The 26,680-nt window shown below is 68.1% G+C and carries 20 protein-coding genes; 9 read left to right on the plus strand and 11 right to left on the minus strand.

Features of this window, described 5'->3' with window-relative positions:
* Window positions 1-1,953 carry a CocE/NonD family hydrolase gene (locus QE452_RS11810; RefSeq protein ID WP_309657674.1) on the minus strand — a complete coding sequence of 651 codons (1,953 nt, stop codon included), beginning with the start codon at window positions 1,951-1,953 and terminating at the stop codon, window positions 1-3.
* Between the two features lie 390 nt (window positions 1,954-2,343).
* Window positions 2,344-3,228 carry a LysR substrate-binding domain-containing protein gene (locus QE452_RS11815; RefSeq protein ID WP_125992835.1) on the minus strand — a complete coding sequence of 295 codons (885 nt, stop codon included), beginning with the start codon at window positions 3,226-3,228 and terminating at the stop codon, window positions 2,344-2,346.
* A 249-nt stretch (window positions 3,229-3,477) separates the two neighbouring features.
* On the opposite strand from QE452_RS11815, the gene QE452_RS11820 reads away from it, so the two are divergent.
* Complete coding sequence (locus QE452_RS11820) at window positions 3,478-5,748, plus strand: CDC48 family AAA ATPase (protein WP_125992834.1); 2,271 nt, start codon at window positions 3,478-3,480, stop codon at window positions 5,746-5,748.
* A 203-nt stretch (window positions 5,749-5,951) separates the two neighbouring features.
* On the opposite strand, the gene QE452_RS11825 is transcribed toward QE452_RS11820, so the two are convergent.
* Both QE452_RS11825 and QE452_RS11830 read right to left on the minus strand, forming a co-directional pair.
* The gene (locus QE452_RS11825; RefSeq protein WP_309657673.1) at window positions 5,952-6,788 is read right to left on the minus strand and encodes a hypothetical protein; all 837 of its coding nucleotides are present in this window, start codon (window positions 6,786-6,788) and stop codon (window positions 5,952-5,954) included.
* A 39-nt stretch (window positions 6,789-6,827) separates the two neighbouring features.
* The gene (locus QE452_RS11830) at window positions 6,828-7,580 is read right to left on the minus strand and encodes a glutaredoxin (protein WP_309657672.1); all 753 of its coding nucleotides are present in this window, start codon (window positions 7,578-7,580) and stop codon (window positions 6,828-6,830) included.
* A gap of 68 nt (window positions 7,581-7,648) precedes the next feature.
* On the opposite strand from QE452_RS11830, the gene QE452_RS11835 reads away from it, so the two are divergent.
* Window positions 7,649-8,038: a MerR family transcriptional regulator gene (locus tag QE452_RS11835; RefSeq protein WP_309657671.1), complete on the plus strand. Its 390-nt coding sequence runs from the start codon at window positions 7,649-7,651 to the stop codon at window positions 8,036-8,038.
* A gap of 9 nt (window positions 8,039-8,047) precedes the next feature.
* Here QE452_RS11835 and QE452_RS11840 read toward each other — a convergent pair whose 3' ends face one another.
* Entirely contained in the window at window positions 8,048-9,160 is a 1,113-nt protein-coding gene (locus tag QE452_RS11840; RefSeq protein WP_309657670.1) for a hypothetical protein, read from the minus strand.
* 137 nt (window positions 9,161-9,297) lie between these two features.
* Window positions 9,298-9,843, minus strand: a complete 546-nt coding sequence (locus QE452_RS11845; protein WP_309657669.1) for a CAP domain-containing protein — start codon at window positions 9,841-9,843, stop codon at window positions 9,298-9,300.
* 82 nt (window positions 9,844-9,925) lie between these two features.
* Here QE452_RS11845 and hemW point away from each other — a divergent pair, with 82 nt between their 5' ends.
* Window positions 9,926-11,065: a radical SAM family heme chaperone HemW gene (gene hemW, locus QE452_RS11850; protein ID WP_309657668.1), complete on the plus strand. Its 1,140-nt coding sequence runs from the start codon at window positions 9,926-9,928 to the stop codon at window positions 11,063-11,065.
* A gap of 27 nt (window positions 11,066-11,092) precedes the next feature.
* Here hemW and QE452_RS11855 read toward each other — a convergent pair whose 3' ends face one another.
* A complete protein-coding gene (locus QE452_RS11855) occupies window positions 11,093-12,298 on the minus strand; it encodes a penicillin-binding protein activator (protein ID WP_405052765.1) in 1,206 nt (401 codons plus the stop codon).
* A gap of 4 nt (window positions 12,299-12,302) precedes the next feature.
* On the opposite strand from QE452_RS11855, the gene rsmI reads away from it, so the two are divergent.
* Complete coding sequence (rsmI, locus tag QE452_RS11860) at window positions 12,303-13,139, plus strand: 16S rRNA (cytidine(1402)-2'-O)-methyltransferase (RefSeq protein WP_309657666.1); 837 nt, start codon at window positions 12,303-12,305, stop codon at window positions 13,137-13,139.
* Between the two features lie 118 nt (window positions 13,140-13,257).
* Here the strand turns inward: rsmI and QE452_RS11865 are convergent, their stop codons facing one another.
* Window positions 13,258-13,881, minus strand: coding sequence for an FMN-binding negative transcriptional regulator (locus QE452_RS11865; RefSeq protein WP_309657665.1), 624 nt, complete (start codon window positions 13,879-13,881; stop codon window positions 13,258-13,260).
* Window positions 13,882-14,178: 297 nt separating this feature from the next.
* Between QE452_RS11865 and QE452_RS11870 the strand changes: the two genes are divergently transcribed.
* The 3 genes from QE452_RS11870 to QE452_RS11880 are packed head-to-tail and all read left to right on the plus strand — an operon-like array spanning window position 14,179 to window position 16,178.
* Window positions 14,179-14,562, plus strand: coding sequence for a YraN family protein (locus QE452_RS11870; protein WP_309657664.1), 384 nt, complete (start codon window positions 14,179-14,181; stop codon window positions 14,560-14,562).
* Window positions 14,563-14,611: 49 nt separating this feature from the next.
* The gene (gshB, locus tag QE452_RS11875; protein ID WP_309657663.1) at window positions 14,612-15,568 is read left to right on the plus strand and encodes a glutathione synthase; all 957 of its coding nucleotides are present in this window, start codon (window positions 14,612-14,614) and stop codon (window positions 15,566-15,568) included.
* 7 nt (window positions 15,569-15,575) lie between these two features.
* A complete protein-coding gene (locus tag QE452_RS11880) occupies window positions 15,576-16,178 on the plus strand; it encodes a DedA family protein (protein WP_309657662.1) in 603 nt (200 codons plus the stop codon).
* A 240-nt stretch (window positions 16,179-16,418) separates the two neighbouring features.
* Here QE452_RS11880 and QE452_RS11885 read toward each other — a convergent pair whose 3' ends face one another.
* Window positions 16,419-17,312, minus strand: coding sequence for a tyrosine-type recombinase/integrase (locus tag QE452_RS11885; RefSeq protein WP_309657661.1), 894 nt, complete (start codon window positions 17,310-17,312; stop codon window positions 16,419-16,421).
* Between the two features lie 83 nt (window positions 17,313-17,395).
* Here QE452_RS11885 and QE452_RS11890 point away from each other — a divergent pair, with 83 nt between their 5' ends.
* On the plus strand, window positions 17,396-19,564 hold the full coding sequence (locus QE452_RS11890) for a primosomal protein N' (RefSeq protein ID WP_309657660.1): 2,169 nt from the start codon (window positions 17,396-17,398) through the stop codon (window positions 19,562-19,564).
* 36 nt (window positions 19,565-19,600) lie between these two features.
* On the opposite strand, the gene galA is transcribed toward QE452_RS11890, so the two are convergent.
* Window positions 19,601-22,501 carry a beta-galactosidase GalA gene (galA, locus tag QE452_RS11895; protein WP_309657659.1) on the minus strand — a complete coding sequence of 967 codons (2,901 nt, stop codon included), beginning with the start codon at window positions 22,499-22,501 and terminating at the stop codon, window positions 19,601-19,603.
* Between the two features lie 27 nt (window positions 22,502-22,528).
* On the minus strand, window positions 22,529-23,266 hold the full coding sequence (locus tag QE452_RS11900; RefSeq protein ID WP_184113473.1) for a GntR family transcriptional regulator: 738 nt from the start codon (window positions 23,264-23,266) through the stop codon (window positions 22,529-22,531).
* 489 nt (window positions 23,267-23,755) lie between these two features.
* Here QE452_RS11900 and QE452_RS11905 point away from each other — a divergent pair, with 489 nt between their 5' ends.
* Complete coding sequence (locus tag QE452_RS11905; RefSeq protein ID WP_309657658.1) at window positions 23,756-26,518, plus strand: TonB-dependent receptor; 2,763 nt, start codon at window positions 23,756-23,758, stop codon at window positions 26,516-26,518.
* Window positions 26,519-26,680: the final 162 nt, after the last annotated feature.

A 26,680-nucleotide genomic window follows, 5' to 3' on the forward strand; every position in this document is an offset into this window, starting at 1 on the left:
TCAGGGCAGGGTCGGCTGCGCGACCGGCACCACCGGCAGCCACACCGCGCTCGCCCCGCCCGCGCCGCGCTGGATCGTCACCGTCGCCGCCTTATAGTCGGCCGGCTTGGCTAGGAAGATATTGGGCACATAGGTCTGTGGATTGCGGTCGTAGAGCGGGAAGAGCGACGACTGCACCTGCACCATGATCCGGTGCCCCGGCTGGAACACATGGTTCACCGTCGGCAGGCGGAAGCGATAGCGCTGGACCTTGTTGGCGGGGATCGGCGACGGCTTGGCGAAGCTGTCGCGGTAGCGGCCGCGGAAGATGTCGAGGCTGATCGGCAGTTCATAGCCGCCCTTCTTCGGATCGTCCGGCATGGTGTCGGGATAGACGTCGATCAGCTTGACCACGAAGTCGCCGTCCGTGCCCGTCGTCTTGGCGAAGACATCGGCGAACGGCGCGCCCGAGACCCGCAGCGGCTGGGTCAGCACCGGGGTCTGATAGGTCATCACGTCGGTCCGCCCGTCGACGCCGCGCTGGTCGCTGACCAGCCACGCGCCCCAACGGCCATCACCGAAATTCACCGGGCGCGGCAGATGCGGCACCGGCTTGGCGGGATCGGAGACATAGGAATCGCCGCCCGATGCCGCCGGCTCGAACCCCAGCCCGCCATTGGCCTGGAGATAAAGCGGCTTGAGCGGCGCCTCGCAGCCCGACTCGCAGGCCAGCGGCCAGTTGGCCAGCTTGTCCCAATGATTCTCGCCGGTATTGTAGATCAGCGCCTGGGGCGGGGTGAAGCGCGGCTGGCCGTCGCGCAGATACTGGTCGAAGAAGGGGAAGAGATATTTCTCGCGCCACTCCGTCGCGGTATCGCCGTTCCACTTGAAGTCGCCCAGCGACGAGCCGTCATAATTGGCCTGGCTGTGCCGCCACGGCCCCATGACCAGGAAGTTGTTGCCCAGCTTGCCCTTGGCCTTCAGCGCCTCCCAGGCGGTGATGGTGCCGTACATGTCCTCCTGGTCCCACAGCCCCTGCTCCCACATGGTCGGGACGTTGGAGGGATTGGCGGCGAGCAGCTTGTCGAGCGCCTGGCCCTGCCAATAGGCGTCATAGGCGGGATGCGAGACGAACCGGTCCCAAAAGGGCAGTTGATCGTACCCCGACCGCTTCGCCCAGTCGCCGGCCGACCCGGCGCGCAGGAACTGGGTATAGTCGTCATAGATGCCCGAGGGGGGCTCCTCGCCCGCGCCCTTGTAGCCGGTCTGCGACCCGATCCAGCCGATATTCGCCTGGCGGAAGGCGCCATAGTGGAACCAGTCGTCGCCGATCCAGCCATCGATCATCGGGCTTTCGGGCGCGGCGGCCTTGAGCGCGGGATGCGGGTGGAGCAGCGCCATCGCCACGGTAAACCCCTCATAGGAGGAGCCGACCATGCCGACGCGACCGTTGGACTCAGGCAGGTTGGCCTTCTTCACCAGCCAGTCGATCGTGTCATAGGCGTCGGTGGTGTGATCCACCTTGGTCGGGTTGAGCGGGCCGACCACCGGCCGGGTGACGACATATTCGCCCTCCGACCCGTATTTGCCGCGAATGTCCTGGAACACGCGGATATAGCCGTGGCGGACGAAGACCTCGTCGCCCTGCGGCAGCGTGGCGAGCATCGACGGGCTGTCGGCGCGCGAGGCGCGGCCGCTGGCATTATAGGGGGTGCGGGTCAGCAGGATCGGCGCGTCGGTCGCGCCCTTGGGGATGACGATGACGGTGTGCAGCTTCACACCGTCGCGCATCGGGATCATCACCTCGCGCTTCACATAGTCGTAGCGATCGGTCGGCGGCGTGAACTTCGCGGGGATGTCGCCATGGGCGGGCCAGCCGATCGCGCCGCCCTGGCCGGTCGCGGGCGACTGCTGCGCCGGCGCGGCGGCGGCGATCAATATCGTGGAGAGGCAAAGCAGCGAACGAAAGCGCATCGAACCGTCCCTTTGGGAAGACATTATGCCCTATTTGTGCCGGGCACCGGGACCCGTGGCAATGGGGTGTCGCGGATGATGTGATAAAATATCATTGGTCGCTCGGAGTGGTGGCTGGAATCCGTCCCCGCATGCGACGATGCGCAGCGCATGACCGAGCGTCGCATTCTCCCGATATCCTGTTCCCCGGCGAAGTCCGGGGCCCAGGTGGAAAGGCGGATGTAACGGAGCGCTGCGCGTTGTCACCAGCGTCCCCCAACTGGGCCCCGGCCTTCGCCGGGGATCAGAAAGGGCCAAGGACCTCAAAACCGCCAGATCATGTCCCGGCCAACCCGCCCCGAGCCATCGTTGCCCGCCGCATAGGGGCGAGCCGCATCGGCCATCGCCGCCCTATTCCGCCAGGTTCGCGAACATCCAGTCGTGGAACAGCCGCACCGGCTTGGTCTGGAAGGCGCGGGGGCGGCAGACGAACCAGTGGCTGTACGGGCTGGTCACCTCGATCTCCGGGAACAGCCGCACCAGCCGGGGATCATTGGCATGGTTATAGTGGCTGGCATGCATGAAGGCGACGCCCAGTCCCTGCGCCGCCGCCTCCAGCATCAGGCCGCCCGAATCGAACAGGTCGATCGCCTGCGGCTTGATGACGCCCAGCCCCGCCGCCACGCTCCACGCCCCCATCGTGTCGGGCATTTCGCGGTGCAGCAGGGCCGTCATCGATTCGAGCTGGCGGGGATGGGTGAGCGGGCGCGGCCCCTCCAGCAAGGCGCGCTGGCCGATGACATAGACCGAATTGCGGTCGAGCAGCTTGGAATAGAGTGCCGGATCGATGTCGCGCGCCAGCGCCACCACCGCGTCCAGCCCCTCGCCCAGCCGCGACACGCCATGCCCCGCCGTGTCGATGTCGAGATGGAGTTCGGGATGCGCCCGGCGCAACTCGCCCAGCTTCGGGAACAGCCGTTGCGCCGCGAACAGCGGCAGCACGCCCAGCCGCAGCCGCACCAGCTCCTTGCCCGCGGTCATCGCCTCGACCGCGTCGGACAATTGGTCGAGCACCGGCGCGATCTGGATCAGCAGCCGCTCGCCATCCTCGTTCAGCACCATCGCCTGGTGGCGGCGCGCAAACAGCGGCTTGGAGAGGAAGCGTTCCAGCGATTGGACACGCCGGCTGAGCGCGGGCGCGGACAGCGCCAGTTCCTCGGCGGCGGCCTTGATCGAGCCCAGGCGTGCGACCTGGACGAAGGCCTCGATCGACCCGAGTGGTGGCAACCTGCGCATAACCCTCTCTTATTCCGTTACCGATACCAACGATTGCCGATTTTGCAATTCTACCGTCTCTTTTCGCACTTGCAACATGGACGGTCGCAGCGCAAAAAGACCGTGCCTTTCAGGCATCCTCTCCTAAAAACTTTCACGAGCCGTGTCGTCTGACGCGGCTCTTTTTTTGCGTCCACGCCCTCTCGCAGGGGCGGAACCGGCTTCCTACCTTGCGCGCTTGCCCCGCAAATGGCGCGTGAAAGGATGATGATGGCCGATAGTGAGACCCCCGCGCGCAGGATCCAGGTCGCCAACAGCCGCCCCGAAGATTCGGGCCGCGGCCTGGCGCATCTGCCGCGCTCGCTGATGGCGACGCTGGGGGTGGGCGAAGGCGACGTCATCGAGATCGTCGGCAAGCAGTCGACCCCCGCCCGCGCGGTCGGCCCCTATCCCGAGGATGAGGGGCTGGAGCTGCTGCGCATCGACGGCCTGCAACGCGCCAATGCGGGTGTCGGCTCGGGCGATTTCGTCGAGGTCCGCAAGATCGAGTCGAAGCCGGCGACCCGCGTCGTCTTCGCACCGGCGCAGCAGAATCTGCGGTTGCAGGGCTCGTCCCAGGCGCTGAAGCGGACCTTTATCGGCCGCCCCTTCTGCCAGGGCGATGTGGTCGCGACCGCCGGCCATCAGCGGGTCGGCAACATGCCGCCGGGCGTGCAGCAGTTCATGAACGCGCCGGCCTATGCGCTGCAGGAAATCCGCCTCGTCGTGGTGTCGGCCAGCCCCAAGGGCGTCGTCCATATCGACGAGCATACCGAGATCGAGCTGCGCCCCGAATATCAGGAGCCGCAACAGACCCGCCGCGCCGACGTCACCTATGACGATATCGGCGGCATGGCGTCGACGATCGATCAGTTGCGCGAGATGGTCGAGCTGCCGCTCCGCTATCCCGAGTTGTTCGAGCGGCTGGGCGTCGAGCCGCCCAAGGGCGTGCTGCTCCATGGGCCGCCGGGCACCGGCAAGACGCGGCTGGCCCGCGCCGTCGCCAATGAATCGGATGCGCAGTTCTTCCTGATCAACGGCCCCGAGATCATGGGGTCCGCCTATGGCGAGTCCGAATCGCGGCTGCGCGAGATCTTTGAGGAAGCGAGCAAGGCCGCGCCCTCGATCGTCTTCATCGACGAGATCGACTCGATCGCACCCAAGCGCGGTCAGGTGCAGGGCGAGGCGGAGAAGCGGCTGGTCGCGCAGCTCCTGACGCTGATGGACGGGCTGGAGGCGCGCGCCAATCTGGTGGTGATCGCCGCGACCAACCGGCCCGAGGCGATCGACGAAGCACTGCGCCGGCCCGGCCGTTTCGACCGCGAGATCATCGTCGGCGTGCCCGACGAGCGCGGGCGGCGCGAGATTCTAGGCATCCATGCGCGCGGCATGCCGCTGGGCGACAAGGTCGATCTGGACGAGCTGGCGCGCACCACCTTCGGGTTCGTCGGCGCGGACCTGGCGGCGCTGGCGCGCGAGGCGGCGATCGAGGCGGTGCGCCGGATCATGCCCCGGCTCAACCTGGAGGAGCGGACCATCCCCGCCGAGGTGCTCGACACCCTGTCGGTCACGCGCGAGGATTTCCTGGAGGCGCTGAAGCGCGTCCAGCCCTCGGCGATGCGCGAAGTGATGGTGCAGGCGCCGACCACCCGCTGGGAGGATGTCGGGGGCCTCGACGCGGCGCAGGAGCGGCTGAAGGAAGGCGTGGAGCTGCCGCTGAAGGACCCGGACGCGTTCCGCCGCATCGGCATCCGCGCGGCCAAGGGCTTCCTGCTCTACGGCCCGCCCGGCACCGGCAAGACCCTGCTCGCCAAGGCGGTGGCGCGCGAGGCGCAGGCGAATTTCATCGCCACCAAGTCCTCCGACCTGCTGTCCAAATGGTATGGCGAGAGCGAGCAGCAGATCACCCGCCTGTTCGCCCGCGCCCGGCAGGTCGCGCCGACCGTGATCTTCATCGACGAACTCGACTCGCTGGTGCCGGCGCGTGGCGGCGGGTTGGGCGAGCCGCAGGTGACCGAGCGCGTGGTCAACACCATCCTGGCAGAGATGGACGGGCTGGAGGAGCTCCAGTCGGTGGTGGTGATCGGCGCGACCAACCGGCCGAACCTGATCGATCCGGCGCTGCTGCGGCCGGGGCGGTTCGACGAGCTGATCTATGTCGGCGTGCCGAGCGAGGCGGGTCGACGCCGCATCCTCGACATCCAGACCCAGAAGATGCCGCTGGCGGCGGATGTGGACCTGGACGTGGTGGCGCGGCGGACCGACCGGTTCACCGGCGCCGACCTGGGCGATGTGGTACGCCGCGCCGGCCTGGTGGCGCTGCGTCGATCGATCGGCGCACATCAGGTCGACATGAGCGACTTCGAGCAGGCCCTGACCGAGAGTCGCGCCAGCGTGACGCCGGAGATGGAGCGCGATTACGAACAGATCGCCGCCCGGCTGAAGCAGGATGCCGCCGCGATCCAGCCGATCGGCTTCGCCTTTCCCGACCGGGCGGGGTGATCGGACCGTCGAGACCTCCCCGTGCCCTGGCCATGGCCGGGCACGGGGATGGGTCCGGCGCTGTTGCGGCCGCTTGGCCGCCGCCGCGACCTCTCGGCCGAAGCGGGCCAGATCGGTAGCAGCGGTGCGCGGCTCGGCCATTCCCTTGCGATCTCATTGCGGGTAAGACGCACGCAGCGCTTGCTCCATGTCCGCGCGTTTGCTTACTCGCCGATACGGATAGGCCCCGTCATCGGTTTGAACATGCGCCGTTCCGGCAGCGCCGGCAAAGCCGCATGGACCGGCGTGCCAAGCTCCAACACGGCATCGAACCGCGCATCCGGATCGGCCGTCGGCACCAGTCCCGGCTTCGCCGCCTTGGCACGGCCGCCTGAATGACTGCCGCAACCGTCCTGCTCACACGTCCAGCTCGAGCCGCCATTATAGCCGACATCGACCGTCATCGTCGCGCCGCGTGGCATCAGCGAACCCGCCGTGTGGATCGTCATCCCCGGCCGCTCCACCGGCTTGCGCATCATGTGAACATTGCCCGCCAAAGCGATCAGCAATCCGTCGGGGCCGAGTGGAACCGCCTGCCAATTGCGCGCCATGATCGCGTCGCGGGCGATTCCCTGGGGCTTATCCTTGCCGACATCGCTGCAGACGACGCCACGGATCAGTCCCGCCTGCTTCAGGACCCGCAACCGCTCGAACAGGGTGAGGAAGGCCGTACTGCTGCGCCCGTCCTGCCACGTATCATGCCAGATCGGCAGGGTCAGCAGCACCGCCCGTGCCTTGGCATCGCCATTGGAAGCGAGGAAGGCATCGACCACCGGCTGATCATCCGACGAATATTCCACCGCGACCGTGACCGGCCGTCCGCTTCGCGCCGCTGCGCAGACCAGATCGGCAAAGGCGGCCGGCGTCTCCGCCGTGCCGTGGATCTCCCCGATCAGCAGATAGCGTATCGAGGGTCGCCACAGGGCCTCCGCGCCGGGCGGGACCGGGCATGATCCCACCGCACTTGCTGCCGCCAGAGCCAGTGCCGCCGCCATCAGCATCCGAACCTCCCCCAAGACCCAGTGGATGGCGTGACGCTATCACATTGCCAGCGCCATCCACAGCGCCATCGCCACCATCATGACATTCTCGGTCAGCGACACGAATCCCAGCGGGACATTGCCGCTGCCGCCGACACAGGCGCATTTCAGTTCGCGCCCGTCGATATAGACCGCCTTCACCACCGACACCGCGCCGATGCCGCCGATCGCCAGCGCCACCGGGATCGACAGCCAGGGCCATAGCCGCGCCAGCATCAGCGCCCCCGCGCCCAGCTCCAGCAGCGGATAGACATAGCCATAGGAAAGCCAGCGTCGCGCCAGCAGGTCATAGCCGAGGAACATGGTCGCGAACCGCTCGACATCCTGCAACTTGAGCATCGCCAGCAGCATCATCGTCACCGCGACGAACCGTTCCGCGCCGAGCGGGCCGATCGGCGACGCGCCGGTCAGGCCGTTGATCGCCAGCGCGATCAGCGCCGCCACCGCGAACACCGCCAGCACCGGGCGATAGCTGGTGGCGTTCGGATCGCGCACCGTCAGGCCGAAATGCCGACGCAGATCGTCATAGCCGCCGATCCGCCGGCCATCGATGAAGATTTGCGGGGTCGTCTTCACATCGTGGTGCGCCTTGAACGCCTCCTGCTCGGCCCGGCTGGTCAGCCAATGATCGTCGACCGCATAGCCCCTGCGGCGCAGCAGCGCGCGCGCCTTCAGCCCGAACGGGCAGACATGGGTCGGCATCACCATGCGATAGAGGGTGGCGACGGGGCGATCATTCGGCGTGGCGGGCATCAATCCGGTCCTTGGCTGGCACTGGCTCCGCCATCATATGGGGTGCGTACCATGGTACGGAGTCAAGCATGACCATCGGCGAACTCGCCCGCGCCGCCGGGCTGGGGGTGGAGACCATCCGCTTCTATCAGCGTCGCGGCCTGATCGGCACGCCCGCGCGGATCGGCGCAGGGCTGACCCAGGGCGTGCGCCGTTATGACGCGGCGCATCTACGGGCCTTGCGCTTCATCCGCTCGGCGCAGGCGGCGGGCTTCACGCTGGAGGAGATCGGCGAACTCCTGCGTCTGGACGCGACGCACGACCGCCCCCGGGCCCGCGCGCTGGCTGCCGACCGTCTCGCCGCGCTCGATCGCCGGATCGCCGAACTGGAGGCCGCCCGCGCCGCGCTGCGCCGGTTGGCGAAGGCCTGTGCGGTGAGCGAGGACGGCCCCTGCCCGATCCTCACCGCCTTCGACTGACGCCAAGGGTCAGGCGGCGGTCAAATCCAGCGTCTCGACACCGCCGACCGGAACACGGCGCTCAATCAGGCTGCCCACCGGCACTTGATAGCGCTGCCGCAAGGTCACGCGTTCGACCCGGTACATGCCGAACGCCCCCTTTCCACCCGGTGCCGGCGCGAAGCTGCTATAGACCCGCCCTTCCACCTGGCGGACGATCGATCGCGCCCAGGATTCCGCCCGCATGCCACGCAGGATTTCGACTTCATCGGTCCGCCCATCCGGCCGGATCCAGAAGCCGACATCCACCCATTGCACGCTGCTGACATCACTCGACAGGACCGGGATCGGGGTCACCAGTTGAAACCGGCTGGCCGCATTGTTCACGGTGGCGAGGTCCGTGAAGTCATAGGTGGGATTGACCACCAGCAAGGGCGTCTTGCGATAGCCTGCGCCGATGCTCTTGGACCGTCGCAGCATCTCTTCGTCGCTCAGGCTGGATGCGTCGAGCCGGAAGCGCATGATCTGGATCACGTCCGGCAGATCGCCAGTCCTGGCGGCGGGACGCGCGGCGATCTCGTCCAGCATCGCCCGTGCGGCCGTGCGATGGCCCATGGTCGCGGTCAGCCACGCCACCCGGATGGCGGCGACGGCGGCCATCTCCGCCTGACCGGCGCGCTCCGCCTGTTGCTCGGCCGCCTGGTAGGACAGCTTCGCCTGTCGATAGTCGCGCAGCTTGAACCACATATCGCTGAGCGCCATTATCTTTGCGATCACCGCCGGATCATCGGCGGGCAGATGATCGCGCAATATCCGGACCTGCTGCCGGGTGCCGCGGCGGAAGCCACTCTCGTCGCCCTCATGCAGCGAGACGGTGGCATAGGCCTCGTAGAGCGAGGAGACGAGCTTGGGGCTGGTCGCCTCATGCCGCCGATTGCGATCGATGGCGCGCGTCAGCAACAGCTTGGCCTTCAGATACTCCCCGTCGCGAAACAGCGTCTCGGCCGAAGCGATGGAGACCTGCGCATCCCGGCGCACCGTACACTGGCCTGCCTCGCATTGCCGGAGCGCCTGGGACAGGCGTTCGCCCTGAACCACGATGGCAGGTGCCTGGACCTGAGCGAGCAGCAGCAACAGGATCATTGGCCTATCTCCATGCAGCGGTCCGTCAAGCGTAACGGTATAATCTCACCCTATGGTTTCCGGCGCGATGGCACCAGTTCGGATAGGTGGTAGGTTCACAATGGACACGATTTCCGGCCCTCACGCGCGTCCGACAATCAGAAGGCGGTCCGGCCGATCACATTGCCCGCCGGGCCATAGCGGCAGACGACATAGTCGAAGGACGCGCTGCTCGCCATCGCGCAGCCGAGCGCGGTGGTCGAGCGCCAGACGATCTGGCTGTAATGGCCGACATCTTGCCAATGGCCGGTGATGCTGAACATCGGCGTGGGCTGGTTCACGAACAGCCGCGCCTCGTCCGTCCAGGCCGTCGCCATAGCGGCATAGTCATAGGCTCCGCGTGATCCGACCCACAGATTCTCGCCCTGCCCCCGCCGCATCGATGGTGGCGAGTGGCGGAAGACATCGGTCCGGGCCATATCCTCGGCATAGCTTCGCGCCGCGTCGGCGAGCGTCGCGTCCCAGGCGAGCGGCGGCACGCCGACCCGCGCCCGGGTCGCATTGTGCATCGCCAGCATCGTGCCGCGCAGGGGATCGTCGGCCAATGGCGCGACCGGCTGGACCGGGGCGGGCGGCGCGAGCTCCGCCGCCCAAGCGGCCGGAGCGATGGCGAAATCCAGGCTCGCCCATGCGAGCCCCGACATGATCAAATGCGAACGCACGACTTCCCCCAGCCTCCTGGCGGCCCCATAGCGGTGCAAGATGAACATTTTCCGAACGTATACGATGTCCGACGATCTCGCCCTCTATGTCCATTGGCCTTTCTGCGTCTCGAAATGCCCCTATTGCGACTTCAACAGCCATGTCCGCGCGAGCGTGGACGAGGCGGCGTGGCAGGACGCGCTGCTCGCCGACCTGGCCTATGAGGCGCAGGCGCTGCCGGGGCGGCGGATCGGATCGATCTTCTTCGGCGGCGGCACGCCTTCGCTGATGCCGCCCGCCACGGTCGCCGCCGTGCTGGCGGCGGCGGAGCGGCATTGGGGCTTCGCGCCGGATGTCGAGATCACGCTGGAGGCCAATCCCTCCTCGGTCGAGGCCGCCCGCTTCGCCGACATCGCCGCCGCCGGGGTCAATCGCGTATCGCTGGGTCTCCAGGCGCTGGACGACGAGGCGCTCCGCTTCCTGGGCCGCGCGCATGGCGTGGCGGAGGGTCTGCGCGCGGTGGAAACGGCGCAATCCGTCTTCGCGCGGGTCAGCATCGACCTGATCTACGCCCGGCCCGGCCATCGCCTCGCGGATTGGGAAGCGGAGCTGACGCGCGGCATCGCGCTCGGCACCGAGCATCTGTCGCTCTACCAGTTGACCATCGAGCCGGGCACGCGCTTCGCGACCGAGGCGCAGGCGGGGCGGCTGGTGATCCCCGATGGCGACACCGCCGCCGACCTGTTCGAGGCGACCCGCGCCATGACCGCCGCAGCCGGCCTGCCCGCCTATGAGACATCCAATCACGCCCGCCCCGGCGCGGAGAGCCGCCACAACCTGACTTATTGGCGGTACGGCGATTATGCCGGCGTCGGGCCGGGCGCGCATGGCCGGCGCGGCGGGCTGGCCACGGTGCGGCACAAGAAGCCGGAGAATTTCCTGAGCGCGGTCGCCCGCAACGGCCATGGCGCGCAGAGCGAGACCCCGCTCACCCCGCATGAACGCGCGACCGAGGCGCTGGTCATGGGCCTCCGCCTGCGCGAGGGGATCGACACGGCGCGGGTCGCGGCGCTGGCCGGCGGCACCGCGCCGATCGACGCGCGCGCGGTGGCGCGTCTCTCCGCCCAGGGACTGGTGGCGACGGAACCCGGCCGGTTGCGCGTGACCGAAGCGGGCGCGCTGCTGCTCGACGCGATCCTGACCGAGCTGGTCAGCGACGGCTGAGGTCGCGCGACGCTCCATGTCCGCGCCCTATCCCCCGAAGCCGGCCGGCGCGGGGGAGACGACGATGCTGCCGCCCGGGCGCACCTCCTGCACCTCCAGCGCGCGTTCGGCGACGCCGTCGCGGCCGAAGCGGAACGCGCCGTCGATCCCGGCGAACCCGTCCGGATCGCGCAGCTTCGCCTCCGGGAAGGGCCGGCCGGTCGCCCAGTCGCGCGAGATGCGCACGGTTAGCAGCACCGCGTCATAGCCGAGGCTCGACAGGCGATAGGGGGAGGCGCCGTAGCGCGCCCGGTACTTGATCGCATATTGGCGATAGAGCGTGTTCGACACCGAGGCATACCAAGCCCCGGCCAGCGCGGTCTTCGCCGCCAGGCCGTTTTCCGAATTCCACAATTCGGTGCCGAGCAGGTGCGTGCCCGCCCCGCTCGCGCGCTTGACGACGGGCGCGGCGACCGCCGCTACCGGGGCGCTGTCGGCGATCATCACCGCGTCATAGGGGGCCTTGGCGACCAGCCGCTGCGCCGCCGCGCCGACCGCCCCGGCCGCGCGGCCATAGGTTTGGAGCGAGACGACCTGCCCGCCCGCCCCCTCGACCGCGCGCAGGAAGGCGGTAGAGGCGCGCTCGCCATAGAGGCCGTTGGGCACCAGCCCCGCGAAGCTGGTGACGCCGCGCTCATGCGCATAATCGACGACGCGCGCGATCGACTGGGCCGGGACATAGCCCATCACATAGGTGCCCGGCCCCGCCACGCTGGTGTCGTTGGAGAAGGACAGCACCGGCACGCCCGCCGCGCGCGCGATCGGCGCGACCGCGCGGGCATTGTCGGCCAGCAGCGGCCCCAGGATCAGTTGCGCGCCCTCGGCGATCGCGCGGCTCGCCGCCGCCGCCGCGCCGCCGGCCGTGTCGTAATTGGTGATGCGGACCGACTTGGCCTGGGTGTCCAGCAGCGCCAGCATCGTCGCATTGGCGATCGAGCGGCCGACACCGGCATTGGCCCCGCTCAGCGGCACCAGCAGCGCGACGCGATTGCGCGCCTCGTCGCGCGGCAAGCCCGGCTCCACCCCGGCCGGGGGACGGACGACGGGCGCGGTCGCCTGGGGCGGCGGCGCGGGCGGTTCGACCCCGCGCGGCACCACCGTCGAACAGGCGCCGAGCAACGCCGCGGCGGCCAGCGCGAACCAGCGCCCGACACGCCCCCGTTGCAGCGACCCCGTCGCCTCTGCCATGTGCATCCCCATGTCTCCTCTTGAACCCGGACTCTACATCGTCGCGACGCCGATCGGCAATCTCGGCGACCTAAGCCCCCGTGCGGCCGACATTCTTTCGCGTGCCGACGTCATCGCCGTGGAGGACAGCCGCGTCACCGCCGGCCTCCTCCGCCATATCGGTGCGAAGCGCCCGATGGTTCCCTACCACGACCATAATGCCGAAGGGGTCCGACCCGGATTGATCGCGCGGATGGCGACGGAGGCGGTGGCTTTGGTGTCGGATGCGGGCACGCCGCTGATCTCCGATCCCGGCTACAAGCTGGTCCGCGACGCGCGCGCGGCCGGCCATGCGGTGGTGACGATTCCCGGCCCGTGCGCGGCGGTGGCGGCCCTGACGCTCGCCGGCCTGCCGACCGACCGCTTCCTGTTCCTGGGCTTCCTGCCACCCAAGGAGAAGGCGCGCGCCGATGCCATTGCCGAGGTGGCGGCGGTGCGGGCGACATTGGTCCTCTACGAATCCGGCCCGCGCCTGGGCGCTTGCCTGGCGACGCTGGCGGCGGTGCTGGGCGATCGCGAGGCGGCCGTGACGCGCGAGATCAGCAAGCGGTTCGAGGAGGCGGTGACGGGCACGCTGACGACGCTCGCCGACCGCTATGCCGACGCCCCGCCCCGGGGCGAGATCGTCATCGTCGTCGCGCCCCCCGGCGAGGCCCCGCCCGCCAGCGCGGAGGAAGGCGACACGGCGCTGGCCGAAGCCCTCACCCGCCTCCCCGCCGCCAAGGCCGCCGGCGAGGTGGCGAAGCGCCTGGGGCTGGACCGCAAGGCGCTGTATGCGCGAGCGCTGGCGATGAAGGCGGAGGGGTGAGGATGAGGAGCGCCCCCCCACAGAGCAATGACGCGGCGGCGCTATCCGCGCTGAGTGACGAGAGGATAGGGTTCCAGAAATGATCGACTATGTAAAACCATACGGATCGAGCGTTTATTCAGCGCCCCCTTGCAGCAACCTCATCAGCCATATCCATCTGGTTGTCATTTCGTAAACCGGACTCGACCCCGATACGATTTGGCATCGGTTGATTCTGGCTCACCTTCCATTTCCCTTCGATCCTCTCGATTGGGACTTCCAGTCCAATTATACCTTTCATCTGACTTGCAATGAAGTCTGCGGGAGCATCATCCAAGCTCCACGGATCGGCCCTCCCGCGCTCATGCGTCGATGTCAGTTCATCAATCTGGTCCCGCAGCCAATCTCGGCACTCGACCATCACCGGTGTGCCACGCACCTGCACGGTGACGTAATTCCAAGTCGGCACAACTTTCCCATGCTCTCTCTTGGTCGCGTACCATGAGGGGCTGATATAAGCCTGTGGCCCTTGGAAGATCGCCAATATCGGTGATCCCTCTTCAAGGTGCGCCACCTGCTCGTTCGCTTTGGCTAAATGTGCCCGTAGCATAATAGACGTTGGCTCAACCCGGAGTGTGAATGGTATGAGGTTAGCCATCAAACCCGACTTTCCATAGGTGACAAGCGTTCCAAGCGGATACGCCCGGATCGCTTCGTAAAGCACATCAGGACGGTTTTCACGAAAGACAGGAGGGCGGTACATAGACACTCCACATACGGCACGTGCTGGACACATTCTATGCCGCGCTTGTGCCGATCCGGCATTCCCTGAAACGCATTTTCGATGGGACGAAGCTCCGGATTGCTTAGCCAACCTCTACCTGTCTCTTGCGTCTTCCCGATTGATCGTTTCCGAAACGCCATAAAGCGGATGGAGAAACCAGACGGGATGCTTAGCCAGATCGTTCGGCTCTCACCGCAACTGGGGTACGCGCCGTTAAGCTGACGCGCGCGACCGTGCCTCTTGCCACCCGCCCCGCACCCCGCCACCCTGCACGCCATGCTCCGCCCTTCCCGCCCCCGGACCGCCGCGCACCGCCAGAAGGCCGAGTCCGCCGGCCGGCGGGGCGAGCGGCTGGCGGGGTGGTGGTTGCGGCTGAAGGGCTGGCAGGTGCTGGACCGCCGGGTCCGGACACCGGCCGGCGAGGTCGATCTGGTCGCGCGCCGGGGTTCGCTCGTCGCCTTCATCGAAGTGAAGACGCGCGCGACCGCCGCCGATCTCGACTGGGCGATCGACGAGCGCCGGCTGGCGCGGGTTGCGGCGGCGGCGGAGCTGCTGATGCCGCGCTATGCGGGGCCGGGCGACGATATCCGCGTCGACGTGCTGCTGCTCGCCCCCGGTTGCCGGCCGCGTCATATCGAGAATGCCTGGATCGGCGGCTGAGACGCGCCTACATCCCGCCGCCACAGCCCCAAGCCCGATCGGAGTGCCCATGTCCCTTTCCGTCGCGGTCCAGATGGACCCGCTCGCCGGCATCAACATCGCCGGTGACTCCAGCTTCGCGCTGATGCTGTCGGCCCAGGCGCGCGGGCATCGCCTGTTCCATTACGGGCCGGAGGATCTCAACTGGTCCGACGGGCGGCTGACGGCGCGCGCGCATCCGGTGACGGTGCAGCGGGTGGCGGGCGATCATTTCCGCTTCGACGCGCCCGTCCGCCTCGACCTGGGGGCCGAGGTCGACGTCATCCTGATGCGCCAGGACCCGCCCTTCGACCTGGGCTATATCACCGCGACGCACCTGCTGGAGCGGATCGCGGAGCAGACCCTGGTCGTCAACGATCCGCACAGCGTCCGCAACGCGCCCGAAAAGGTGTTCGTGCTGGACTATGCGCATTTCATGCCGCCGACGCTCATCACCCGCTCGCTGGAGGAGGCGCGCGCCTTCCTGGCGACGCATGGCGAGATCGTGGTCAAGCCGCTGCACGGCAATGGTGGCAAGGCGATCTTCCGTGTCGGTGCGGACGGGGCGAACCTGTCGGCGCTGATCGAGGTGTTCAACCAGACCTGGCGCGAACCGCACATGATCCAGGCCTTCCTGCCCGCCGTGGCCAAGGGCGACAAGCGAATCGTCCTGGTTGATGGCGAGGTGGCGGGCGCGATCAACCGCCTGCCCGGCGAAGGCGAGATCCGCTCCAACCTGGCGGTCGGCGGATCGGCGGAGAAGACCGAGCTGACCGACCGCGAGCGGGCCATCTGCGCGGAACTGGGGCCGGAGCTGAAGCGGCGCGGGCTGCTGTTCGTCGGCATCGACGTGATCGGCGGCGAGTGGCTGACCGAGATCAACGTCACCTCGCCGACCGGCATTGTCGCGATCGAGACGTTCGACGGCACCGATGTCGCTGGCATGATCTGGGACAGCATCGAAGCCAAGGTCGCCGCCCGGCGTTGAGTCGGGCATGACCGACTTCATCCTCGAATGGATCGCGCGCGGCGGCTATCTGGGCATCGTCGCCCTGATGGCGCTGGAGAATATCTTTCCGCCCATCCCCTCCGAGGTGATCATGGGGCTGGGCGGGATGGCGGTGGCGCGGGGGCAGATGCAGCTCGGCTGGCTGCTGCTCGCCGGCACGGTCGGGTCCGTGATCGGCAATTACTTCTGGTACGCGCTCGGCCGGAAGTTCGGCTATCGGGGGTTGAAGCCGTTCGTCGACCGTTGGGGGCGCTGGCTGACCGTCGACTGGCAGGATGTGGAGGCGATCACCCGCTTCTTCCACGATCGCGGCGGCTGGGTGATCTTCGTGTTCCGCTTCATGCCCAGCTTCCGCACGATCATCTCGCTGCCCGCCGGCATGGCGAAGATGCCGCGCTGGCGCTTCCTGGTCGCGACCAGCGCCGGGACGACGATCTGGAACATCATCCTGGCGGGCGCGGGCATCCTGCTCGACCGCAATTTCGAGCAGCTCGACCGCTATGTCGGACCGCTGGCGATCGCGACGATGGTCGCGGTGCTCGGCTATTATCTCTACCGGGTCGTCACCTGGAAACCGCGCGAGGAATAGGGGTCAGGTCACGCTGAGCCGAAGCGTAAAGAGAAGAATGGGTCCGCGCCTCCGCGGGGGAGCACCGTCTTCCCTTCGCAGCTTGGCGCGAACCGAAACACCGTAGAGCAGGACGACATCGAGCGGACCCAAGCCGTCATTGCGAGCGCAGCGAAGCAATCCACAGCCGCGCGCGTGACGCCCTGGATTGCTTCGCTGCGCTCGCAATGACGTTTCCAGGTCCAGTCATGTCATCGGGCTCTAGGCCCGAGGATGCGCATGGCGGTACACGTCGAGCAGATGCGCCGCGTCCACCGCCGTGTAGATTTGCGTCGACGACAGGCTGGCATGGCCCAGCAGTTCCTGGAGCGACCGCAGGTCCGCCCCGCGTCCCAGCAGGTGCGTCGCGAAACTGTGACGCAGCGCGTGCGGCGTCGTCCGCTCCCCGAGCGACAGCCGCGCCCGCGCGCCCCGGATCGCGCGGCGGATCAGCGTCGGCGACAGCGGGCCACCGCGCAGGCCCCGGAACAGCGCCGCATCCTTCGCCATCGCCCAGGGACATTGCGCGACATAGGCGTCGATCGCGCCCTTCACTTGCGCGAGCAGCGGCACGATCCGCGTCCGGCCGCCCTTGCCCTGCACCGTCAGCGTCTCGCCGAGCGGCAGGACGCGGCCGGTCAGCGCCATCGCCTCGCCGATCCGCAGGCCCGCGCCATAGAGCAGCAGCAGCAACGCCCAGTCGCGCGCCGCCATCCACGGCTCCAGCGCCTCGTCCGCCACCTCCTCCGCCAGCGCCAGCACATCGGCGGGCGCGACCGGGCGCGGCACCGATCGGGGCGCGCGCGGCGCGCGCAGCCGCGGCGGCTCGATCTCCGCCCATTCCAGGAACCCGCGCACCGCCGACAATTCGCGCGCGGCGGAGGCGTTGGTCAGCCCCTCCCCCCGTCGCGCGGCCAGATAGGCGCGCAGGTCGGCGCTGGTCAGCGCGGCCAGCCGGGTCGAGGTCACCGGTTCGCCCCAATGGTCGCGCAGGAAGGCGAGCAGCCGGTCGGCGGTGGCATGATAGGCGCGCACCGTATGCGTGGAGCGGCGGCGCACATCGGCGAGATGCGCGGCCCAGCGGGCGGCGAGCGGATGCGGGAGCGCGGGGGTCACCCGCCGCTTGTGCCAGTCCGCCGGCCGCCGCGCCAGCGCGGCGGCTTTCCGATCCGCGCCAAAACCCCCATATGGCCGGCGACATGTCCCGTGCCCGCGTCCTCCTGCTCAATGCCGCCCTGGGTCCGCTCGATTACCGCGTGCCGCATGGCATGGCGGTCGAGCCCGGTTCGATCGTCGTCGCGCCGCTCGGGCCCCGCCAGTTGCTCGGCGTGGTGTGGGAGCCGGAGCGGATGCCGTCCGAGGGCGAGGTCGGCGACAATCGCCTGCGCCCGCTGCTCGCCGCCGCGCCGGTGCCGCCGCTGGGCGATTCGCTGCGCCGGCTGGTGGAGTGGACCGCCGACTATTACCTCGCGCCCCCCGCCGCCGTGCTGCGCATGTGCCTGTCCTCCACCTCCGCGCTGGAGGGCGCGCGCAGCGTCACCGAATATCGCGCCACGGGCGAGATGCCCCCGCGCCTGACCCCGCAGCGCGAACAGGCGCTGGAGCGGATCGCCGACCGCCAGGGCCTGATCCGCGAACTGGCGACGATCGCGGAAGTGTCCGACGCGGTGATTCGCGGCCTGGTCAAGACGGGGGCGATCGAGGCGGTCGAGGTAGATATCGACAGCCCCTATCCCCGACCGGACCCCGATCACGGCGCACCGACCCTGTCCGATGACCAGCGCGCCGTCGCGGACGTGCTGGTCGCCAATGTCGATGCCCGCGCCTTCCAGCCGACCCTGCTCGACGGCGTCACCGGATCGGGCAAGACCGAGGTGTATTTCGAGGCGGTGGCGGAGGCGATCCGGCAGGGCCGGCAGACCATCGTCCTGCTGCCCGAGATCGCGCTGACCGAGCCGTTCCTCAAGCGGTTCCACGACCGGTTCGGCTGCGAGCCGGTGGCGTGGCACAGCGGCCTGCGCTCGACCCAGCGCCGCCGCGCCTGGCGCGCCATCGCCAGCGGCGAGGCGCTGGTGACCGTCGGGGCCCGCTCGGCCCTCTACCTCCCCTATCGCAATCTCGGCCTGATCGTCGTCGACGAGGCGCATGAGACGAGCTTCAAGCAGGAGGAGGGCGTGCATTACCACGCGCGCGACGTGGCGGTGATGCGCGGCCTGTTCGAGCGATGCCCGGTGATCCTCGCCTCCGCCACCCCGGCGATCGAGACGCGCCAGCAGGTCGAGCTGGGCCGCTATGCCGAACTGAAGCTGCCCGGCCGCTACGGCGTCGCCGAGATGCCGACGATCGAGGCGATCGACCTGCTCAGCCAGCCGCCCGAGCGCGGCCGATGGCTCGCCCCCAAGCTGGTCGCGGCGATGAAGGACCGGATGGAGAAGCGCGAACAGTCGCTGCTCTATCTCAACCGGCGCGGCTATGCGCCGCTGACGCTGTGCCGCAATTGCGGCCACCGCTTCCAATGTCCCAACTGCACCGCCTGGATGGTCGAGCATCGGCTGGTGCGCCGCCTGGCCTGCCACCATTGCGGCCATGTCATGCCGACGCCGCGCGCCTGCCCCGAATGCCAGGCGGAGGAATCGCTGGTCGCCTGCGGTCCCGGCGTCGAGCGGATCGCCGACGAGGTCACCGCCCTGTTCCCGGAGGCGAAGGTGGCGGTGGTCACCTCCGACACCATCTGGTCGCCGGCAAAGGCGGCGGAGTTCGTCGGGCGGATGGAGGCGGGCGATATCGACATCGTCGTCGGCACCCAGCTCGTCACCAAGGGCTATCACTTCCCCAACCTGACCCTGGTCGGCGTGGTCGACGCCGATCTGGGGCTGGAGGGCGGGGACCTGCGCGCCGCCGAGCGGACCTTCCAGCAGATCCGCCAGGTGTCGGGCCGCGCCGGGCGCGGAGCCAAGCCGGGCCATGTCTATATCCAGACGCACAGCCCCTCGGCCCAGGTGATGCAGGCGCTGGTGACGGGCGATTCGGATGCCTTCTACGCGGCGGAGACGGAGGCCCGGCGCGATGCCGGCGCGCCCCCCTTCGGCCGCTATGCCGCGATCATCGTCAGCTCGGAGGATCAGGCCTGTGCGCAGGAAACCGCCCGGCTGGTCGGGCGCAGCGCGCCGCAGGTGGAGGGGATGATGGTCTATGGCCCCGCGCCCGCGCCACTGGCGATGTTGCGCGGCCGCCACCGTTTCCGCCTGCTGGTCCATGCCCGCCGCGCGCTCGACGTGCAGGACGTGATCCGCGACTGGCTGGGTAAGCTCGACTGGTCGCCCAAGGCGCGGGTGACCGTCGACGTGGACCCCTATAGTTTCCTGTAAGGCGTCGCTCTCCGGCCGGGGCCGGAGCGCAGGGACCTACCGCCCCGTCAGCGTCACCCCGCCGGTGATCCCCGACGCCGCCCCCGGCGCCGCCTCGACCAGCAGCACGACGCGCCGCTCGCCCGTGCCGGCCGGCAAGGGCCCCTCGAACGGCGCGGGGGCGGCGGCGTCCTTCACCGCCACCTTGCGGCCGTCGACCCAGAGTTCGGCGCGGCCCGTCACCTCGGCGAAGCGCAACATGCCGCCCTCCGCCGCCGTGCGCCGCCACGGCGTCACCGTGCCGCGATAGAGCCGCCAGCGCCCCGCCGGATCGGCCGGCACCGCCAGGCTGCCGCGCTGAAACGCCCAGCTGTTATTGTCGCCATCCGCCGGGGCGAGGTCGGTCGCCGGCCGTTCGGCAAAGGCCGCCGAGCGTCGCCATTCGCGCAAGGCCTGGGCCGCCGGGGTGACCGGCACCTGCGCGCGCGGCGGCACCGCCAGCCGGTCGATCACCAGCCGCGCCGGCTTCAGCCCGTCCGCCTCGGCGCGCATCACGATCCGGCCACGTCCGGCCTCCGCTTGCAGGATCGCCTGCGCCAGGCCGTTGAACAGCGACCGCGCGCCGCCCTTTTCCGATTCATGGCTATTGGGATCGCCATTGCCGACGCCGATGATGGTCGCGCCCTCGACCGTGAATCGGGTCGGCAGGTTGGCGGTCGGCACGTGCCGGCCCCGCGCGTCGACCGCGTCGATCGTGACCGGCTGCACATCCTCGTCATCACCGGCCATCACCGTCCGCGCCGGGGTCAGGCGCAGCGCGACCGGCGGCCCCGACGTCTCCTGCGCCGCGCGCGCGACCTCCCGGCCGCCGCTCAGCGCCACCGCCTCGATCCGGCCGGGGGCATAGGGGACGGTCCAGACATTGCCCATCAGCCGGTCGACCGCCTGTGTGCCCAGGTCGCGGCCATTCAGGCGCAACCGCACCTGCTCGGCATTGCTGGCGACGAAGACTCGGATCGGCTGTCCCTCCTTCCCCGCCCAGTTCCAGTGCGGCGCTAGCCCGACCACCGGCGCATCGTCGGTCCAGGCGGCGCGGTGGATGTCGAACGCGGTCTTGGGGAAGCCGCACAGGTCGAGGATACCGAAGAAGCTGGAGATGGTCGGCCAGGCATAGGGCGTCGGCTCGCCATGATAGTCGAAACCGGTCCAGACGAAGCCGCCCGCCACGAACGGCCGGTCCATGATCGCCTTCCAGGTCGCGCGGTGCGTGCCGCCCCAGGAGGCGGCCTCGTCGTCATAGGAGGTGATGACGTGCTTCGCCGGGTCGCTGGCATAGGCGCCGCGCGTCTCGAACGCGCTGGTATCCTCCGAACTGGTCAGCGGCCGCTTCGGGTAGACGCGGTGGAACTTGTCGTAATCGCCCTGGTAATAGTTGAACCCGGTGACATCGACCACGCTCGACACATTGACCGGATCGAAGAAGCTGCCGTTCATCGCCGCCGTCACCGGCCGGCTGTCGTCCAGCTGGTGGACGGCATGGGCCATGCGCCGCACCATCTCCGCGCCCGCCTCGGTCCCCTGCATCGGTTCCTCGTTGAACACCGACCACAGGATGATGCTGGGATGGTTGCGGTCGCGCCGCACCATCCATTCCAGCTGCGCCGTCGTCTCCGGCGCGGGATTGAACTGGCGGTTCTCGTCCATCACCAGGAAGCCCATGCGGTCGCACAGGTCGAGGAACTCGGCCGCGGGCGCATTGTGCGAGCAGCGGATCGCGTTGCAGCCCATCGCCTTCAGCCGTTCCAGCCGCCAGCGGATCAGCGCATCGGGCACCGCCACGCCGACCCCGGCATGGTCCTGGTGCAGGCAGACCCCCTTCAGCTTCACCGATCGGCCGTTGAGGAAGAAGCCCTTTTCCGCATCGAAGCGGAGCGTGCGGAAGCCGATCGGGATGCGCCGCTCGTCGACGCCCATACCGTCCGCGATCACGCGGGTGACGACGCGGTAGAGGGTCGGCCGCTCGACCGACCAGAGCGTCGGCGTGCCGGCCGCCAGCGTCATGGTGGCGACCGCCTCGTCCAGCGCCGCGACCGTCGCCACGGTCGCGGCGGTGGCGAGGCTGCGGCCGTCGGGGGCGAACAGCTCCGCCTCGACCCGCACCGTCCGGGCCTCGCGCGCGACGCTGGACAGGGTGACCGCGACCGGCACCCGCCACTGCCCGTCCGCGCCCTGGCGGGGATCGCAATGCACGCCATCGGTCGCGATCGCGACGGGCGCGCGGCGGATCAGCCAGACATGGCGATAGAGGCCGGCGCCCTCATACCACCAGCCCTCCATCGCCTCCGCATCGACGCGCACGGCGATGACGTTCATCTCGTCGCCGAAGCGCGCGAACGGCGTCAGGTCGATGTTGATGCTGTTATAGCCGGACCAGTTATGCGCGACCAGGCTGCCATTGACCCAGATGGTGGCATGGGTGGCGATGGCGTCGAACTGCAACTCGATCCGCTTACCGCGATCCGCCGGATCCAGCCACAGCGTGCGGCGATACCAGCCGATCCCGCGCGGGCGATATCCCTGCGAGACATTGGCGGTTTCCACGAAGGGCTGGAACGAGGCCCAGTCGTGCGGCACGCGCACCGCCTGCCAGTCCGAATCGTCATAGGCCATCGCCGCCGCACCCGGCGCATTGCCCGCCTTGGCGAGCAGATAGGTCGCCTCGTGCGTCGTCGCGGGCGGCGGGACGATGTCGCCCGGATGGAAGAGCCAGCCGCGCTCCAGCAGGGTCCGGTCCGGGTCCTGCACCGCCAGCGCCTCGGGCAGCTCGCGGGACGGGGCCGGCATCGGCAGCGCGCCACCCTCCCCCATCGCCGGACCGCCCGGGGCGGCATCGCCGCGCCCCGCCAGGGTGAGAGCCCCCAGACCAGCACTGGCCGACAGAAGCTGCCGTCGATTCATGGCGTTACATCCCCCGGACGTTATAAATCATATATCCGATAATTCGGCCACGAAGTCATAGGCGTCGCCACGATAATAGGAACGGGTAAATTCGGCGGCTCGGCCATCTTTCAGGAATCCGCGCCGTTCGATCAGCAGGCCGGGCTGGCCATTGTCGACGCCCAGCATCTTGGCATGATCGGGGCCGAAGGGCACGGCGCGCAAGCGCTGCAAGGCCCGCACCGGGCGGCATCCGGACTTCTCCAGCGCGCTGTAGAGCGACTCCCCGACCGCGCCGACCGAGGGCAGGCAATAGCCCGCGATGGTCGAGAATTCGAGCGCCATGGGCTGGTCGTCGGCATAGCGGATGCGCTGGAACCGGAACACCGGCGCGCCCGGCGACAGGCCCAGCGCCATCGATTCCTCGGGCGAGACGGTGCCCGCCGCGCGCGAGATCCAACTGCTCGACGCCGACTTGCCGCGCGCCGCCATGTCCTCGGAAAAGGAGGAGAGTTTGGAGAAGCTCTTCTCCACCCGTCCCGCGACGAAGGTGCCGGCCCCGCGTCGGCGGGTGAGCAGCCCGTCCTCGACCAGCCCCTCGATCGCCTTGCGCACGGTGATGCGCGAAATGCCATATTCAGTCGCCAGGTCGCGTTCGGCGGGGATCGCCTCGCCCTGGGTCAGGACGTTGTTGCCGATCGCGTCGCGGATCAGCTGTTGGAGCTGGAGATAGAGCGGCGAAGGGTGATCCTCGCGAATCTGCCCGACCTGATCGGAGAATGCCATGCGTGTTCCAGTCCTTGCCATGTCGCCCGGCGACATCGTCGGACCCGCGCCACCGCCCCTCGAACGGCCGGTATGCTACAAGCGCGTCGGAACGGCAGCTTTGTCAAGACCTTTCCGGACCGATCCCGTGCCACCCGAGAATCGGACGATGCACAAATGCCGGGCTGACCTGTGTTGCGATCGTGAACCGGTTACAGTCCTTCGATGATATCAATGCGATACCGCGCACTCTCGTCGCAATCGTTACCGCCGGGCCGGCCCCTTGCAGATAATATCCTTACAAAACATTACTTTAGACCATTGCCGCACCCCTGTAATACAACCGTAATTTCGGATGGCGGAGTGGATACATATTGGTTATGTTACCGGCCGCACCCAATGGACCGACGCGACGATCGGCCGGGGGCGCGACCATCCGCCAGTCGCGGATGATGCAGGGCTTTTGGGGGGAGCGGCGCGACTGGCGCATCTCCGGATTTGGGGAATGCTATGCGCTTTCGGCATCTGATCTTGGTCACCACCGCCATGGCGGGCTTCGCGGGCACGGCCCATGCGCAGCAGACGCCGCCGCCCGAGACGTCCGCGAACAGCGAGACGCCGAGCGAGGCGAGCGACGACATCGTCGTCACCGGCATTCGCGGCAGCCTGCGCGAGGCGATCAACGTCAAGCGCCAGGCGAACGCCGTGGTCGACGTCATCACTTCCGAGGATGTGGGCAAGTTCCCCGACCGCAACGTCGCCGAATCGCTGTCGCACATCCCCGGCGTCAGCATCGACCGTCGCTTCGGCGAGGGCGAGAAGGTCGCGATCCTGGGCACCGATCCGGCGCTCAACCGCATGTTGCTCGACGGCCATGCGCTGGCCTCCGCCGATTGGGGCGGCAACGACAACGACCCCAGCAGCCGCACGTTCAACTATTCGCTGCTCGCGCCCGAGCTGGTCGACCGCCTCGAAGTGTACAAGTCGCCCGAGCCGCGGATCGAAGAAGGCAGCCTGGGCGGCACGGTGATCGTGCGCACCCGCCGGCCGCTCGACCTGCCGGCCAACTCGATCTTCGCCTCGGGCGGCTATTCGTACAACGACCGTTCGGAAAAGGGCAATGTCCGCGCGTCGGGCCTCTACAGCTGGAAGAACCGGAGCGAGACGTTCGGCATCCTGGGCGCGGTCACCTATGACAAGCAGAACCTGACCCGCGCGGGCGTCGAGTTCTTCGGCTATCAGAGCGGCGCCGATTTCTTCCAGAAGAACAGCGACGGCAGCGTGGTGCGCGACGCGTCGGGCCAGGGCGTCCTGAAGAACCCGAATGCGACCGTCACCGGCGGCAGCAAGAACGACCTGATCAACGCCGTCGCGCCGTTCGGCATCAACTACGCCTATTTCCAGCAGCAGCGCCAGCGCATGAGCGTGTCCGGCACGGCGCAGTTCCGCCCGACCGAACAGCTCACCTTCACGCTGAACGGCCTGCACATCGACGGCAACTACAATAACTACAGCCAGTCGATGTACACCATCCCGGTCGCCTGGACCGGCAATGTGCTGCAGACGGCGAACGTCGCGAACGGCGTGGTCAATTCGGCGAGCTTCGCCGCCGCGACCAACCAGAGCGCGCAGCTCGACACGCTGGTGCGTCACACCAAGCTGAAGACCGACAACATCAACTTCTTCGGCGACTGGGAAGGCGACAACGGCGCGAAGGTCAGCTTCGTGGGCGGCTGGTCGAAGGCGACGGGCGGTCGCAACCCGGAATATCTGTTCAACGTGCAGACCAAGCTGCCGTTCAGCTACGCCTTCACCAATAATTCGGCAGCGGTGAACTTCGTCGGCGATCCGACCAATCCGGCGAATTATTTCACCAATCCGAACAACAATCCGGCGCAGATCGAAGGGCGTCCGGTGATCGTCAACGGCACGCGGCTCAACGCCGCCCAGATCGGTGGCCTGGACTATAGCGTCACCACCGATCGCGATATCTTCGGCGGCTATGACGCGGTGATCCCGGTGTCGTTCGGCCCCTTCACCCAGTTGCTGCTCGGTTCTCGCGTGACCGAACATGTCAACCGCGTCGACGCACGCGGCATCAACACCTATCTGCAGAGCTCGAAGCTCGCATCGCAGCTTGGCGTCACCACGCTGGTGACCCCGGACGGCGTCTTCTCGGGCAGCGGCGGCACCGGCAACGCGACCCGCTATCTCAACCTGCCCGAACAGGCGGTGATCGACATCCTGGCGAATGCGATCAACAGCCCGCTCGTCAACAAGATCGGTGCGTCGACCCGCGTCAAGGAAACTGTCGCGGCGTCCTATGCGCAGCTCAACTTCGACCAGGGCGGCTTCCGCGGCAATCTGGGCGGCCGGCTGGTCTATACGCAGGACGTGTCCGACTATGCGCTGACGCTGAGCGGCGTGGTCAATCCGGTGCCGGTACCGACCCGCACCACGACCGATTATCTGAAGTTCCTGCCCAGCTTCAACATCGCCTATGAAGCCGGCGCGCATCTGATCTTCCGCGGCTCGGTGGCCAAGGTGATCTCGCGTCCGCGCTATCAGGATCTGGCGGCGGCGACCTCGCTCAACGACGTGACGCTCGATGGCGGCGGCGGCAACCCGAACCTGAAGCCCTATGAGTCGGTCAATTACGAGCTGACCGCGGAATATTATCCGCGTGCCGGCACGCTGCTGGCGGCGGAGCTGTTCCGTCGCGACATCAGCAACTACATCATCAACACCCGCACCAATGCCGAGTTCTTCAACTCGCTGCAGAACCGCCTGACGACCTATAGCGTCAACCAGCCGATCAACGGCGGCAAGGCCAAGGTCAACGGCGTGCTGGTGTCGGCGCAGAGCGAGATCTGGGCCGGCTTCGGTCTCCAGGCGAATTACAGCTATCAGGACAGCAGCACCTCGTCGGTCGACTCGAGCGGCGCGGAGCTGAACCTGCCGTACCTGTCGAAGCATACCGTGAACGTGATCCCCTATTTCGAGAGCGGGCCGTTCCAGGCGCGTCTGAGCTACAATTACCGCAGCTCCTATTTCCGCACGATCGGTCGCCTGAACTCGCGCGAGATGGTCGCGCCTTATAGCCAGCTCGATTTCTCGGCGAGCCTGAACCTGACCAAGGACATCTCGATCGCGGTCAACGCGCAGAACCTGCTCGACGAGACCTATCGCCAGTATAACGCCACCCCGGATCGCCCGACCGCCTTTTACAAGAACGGCCGGACCTTCGCGGCGAGCGCCACCTTCCGCATGTAATTCGGACCTCCCCTGCGGGACCGCACCGACACGGTAGGGTTCCGCCATATTCGGGCTCCGGCGTTCGCGCCGGGGCCCTTTTTTTGCGCGAGGGGATCAACGGCATGGACGCGGCCGTCCGGCTTCGTCATGATACCTGACCATACCAAAACGAAACCAGGG

The organism is Sphingomonas sp. SORGH_AS_0438 (genome assembly GCF_031453475.1).
Lineage (GTDB): Bacteria > Pseudomonadota > Alphaproteobacteria > Sphingomonadales > Sphingomonadaceae > Sphingomonas.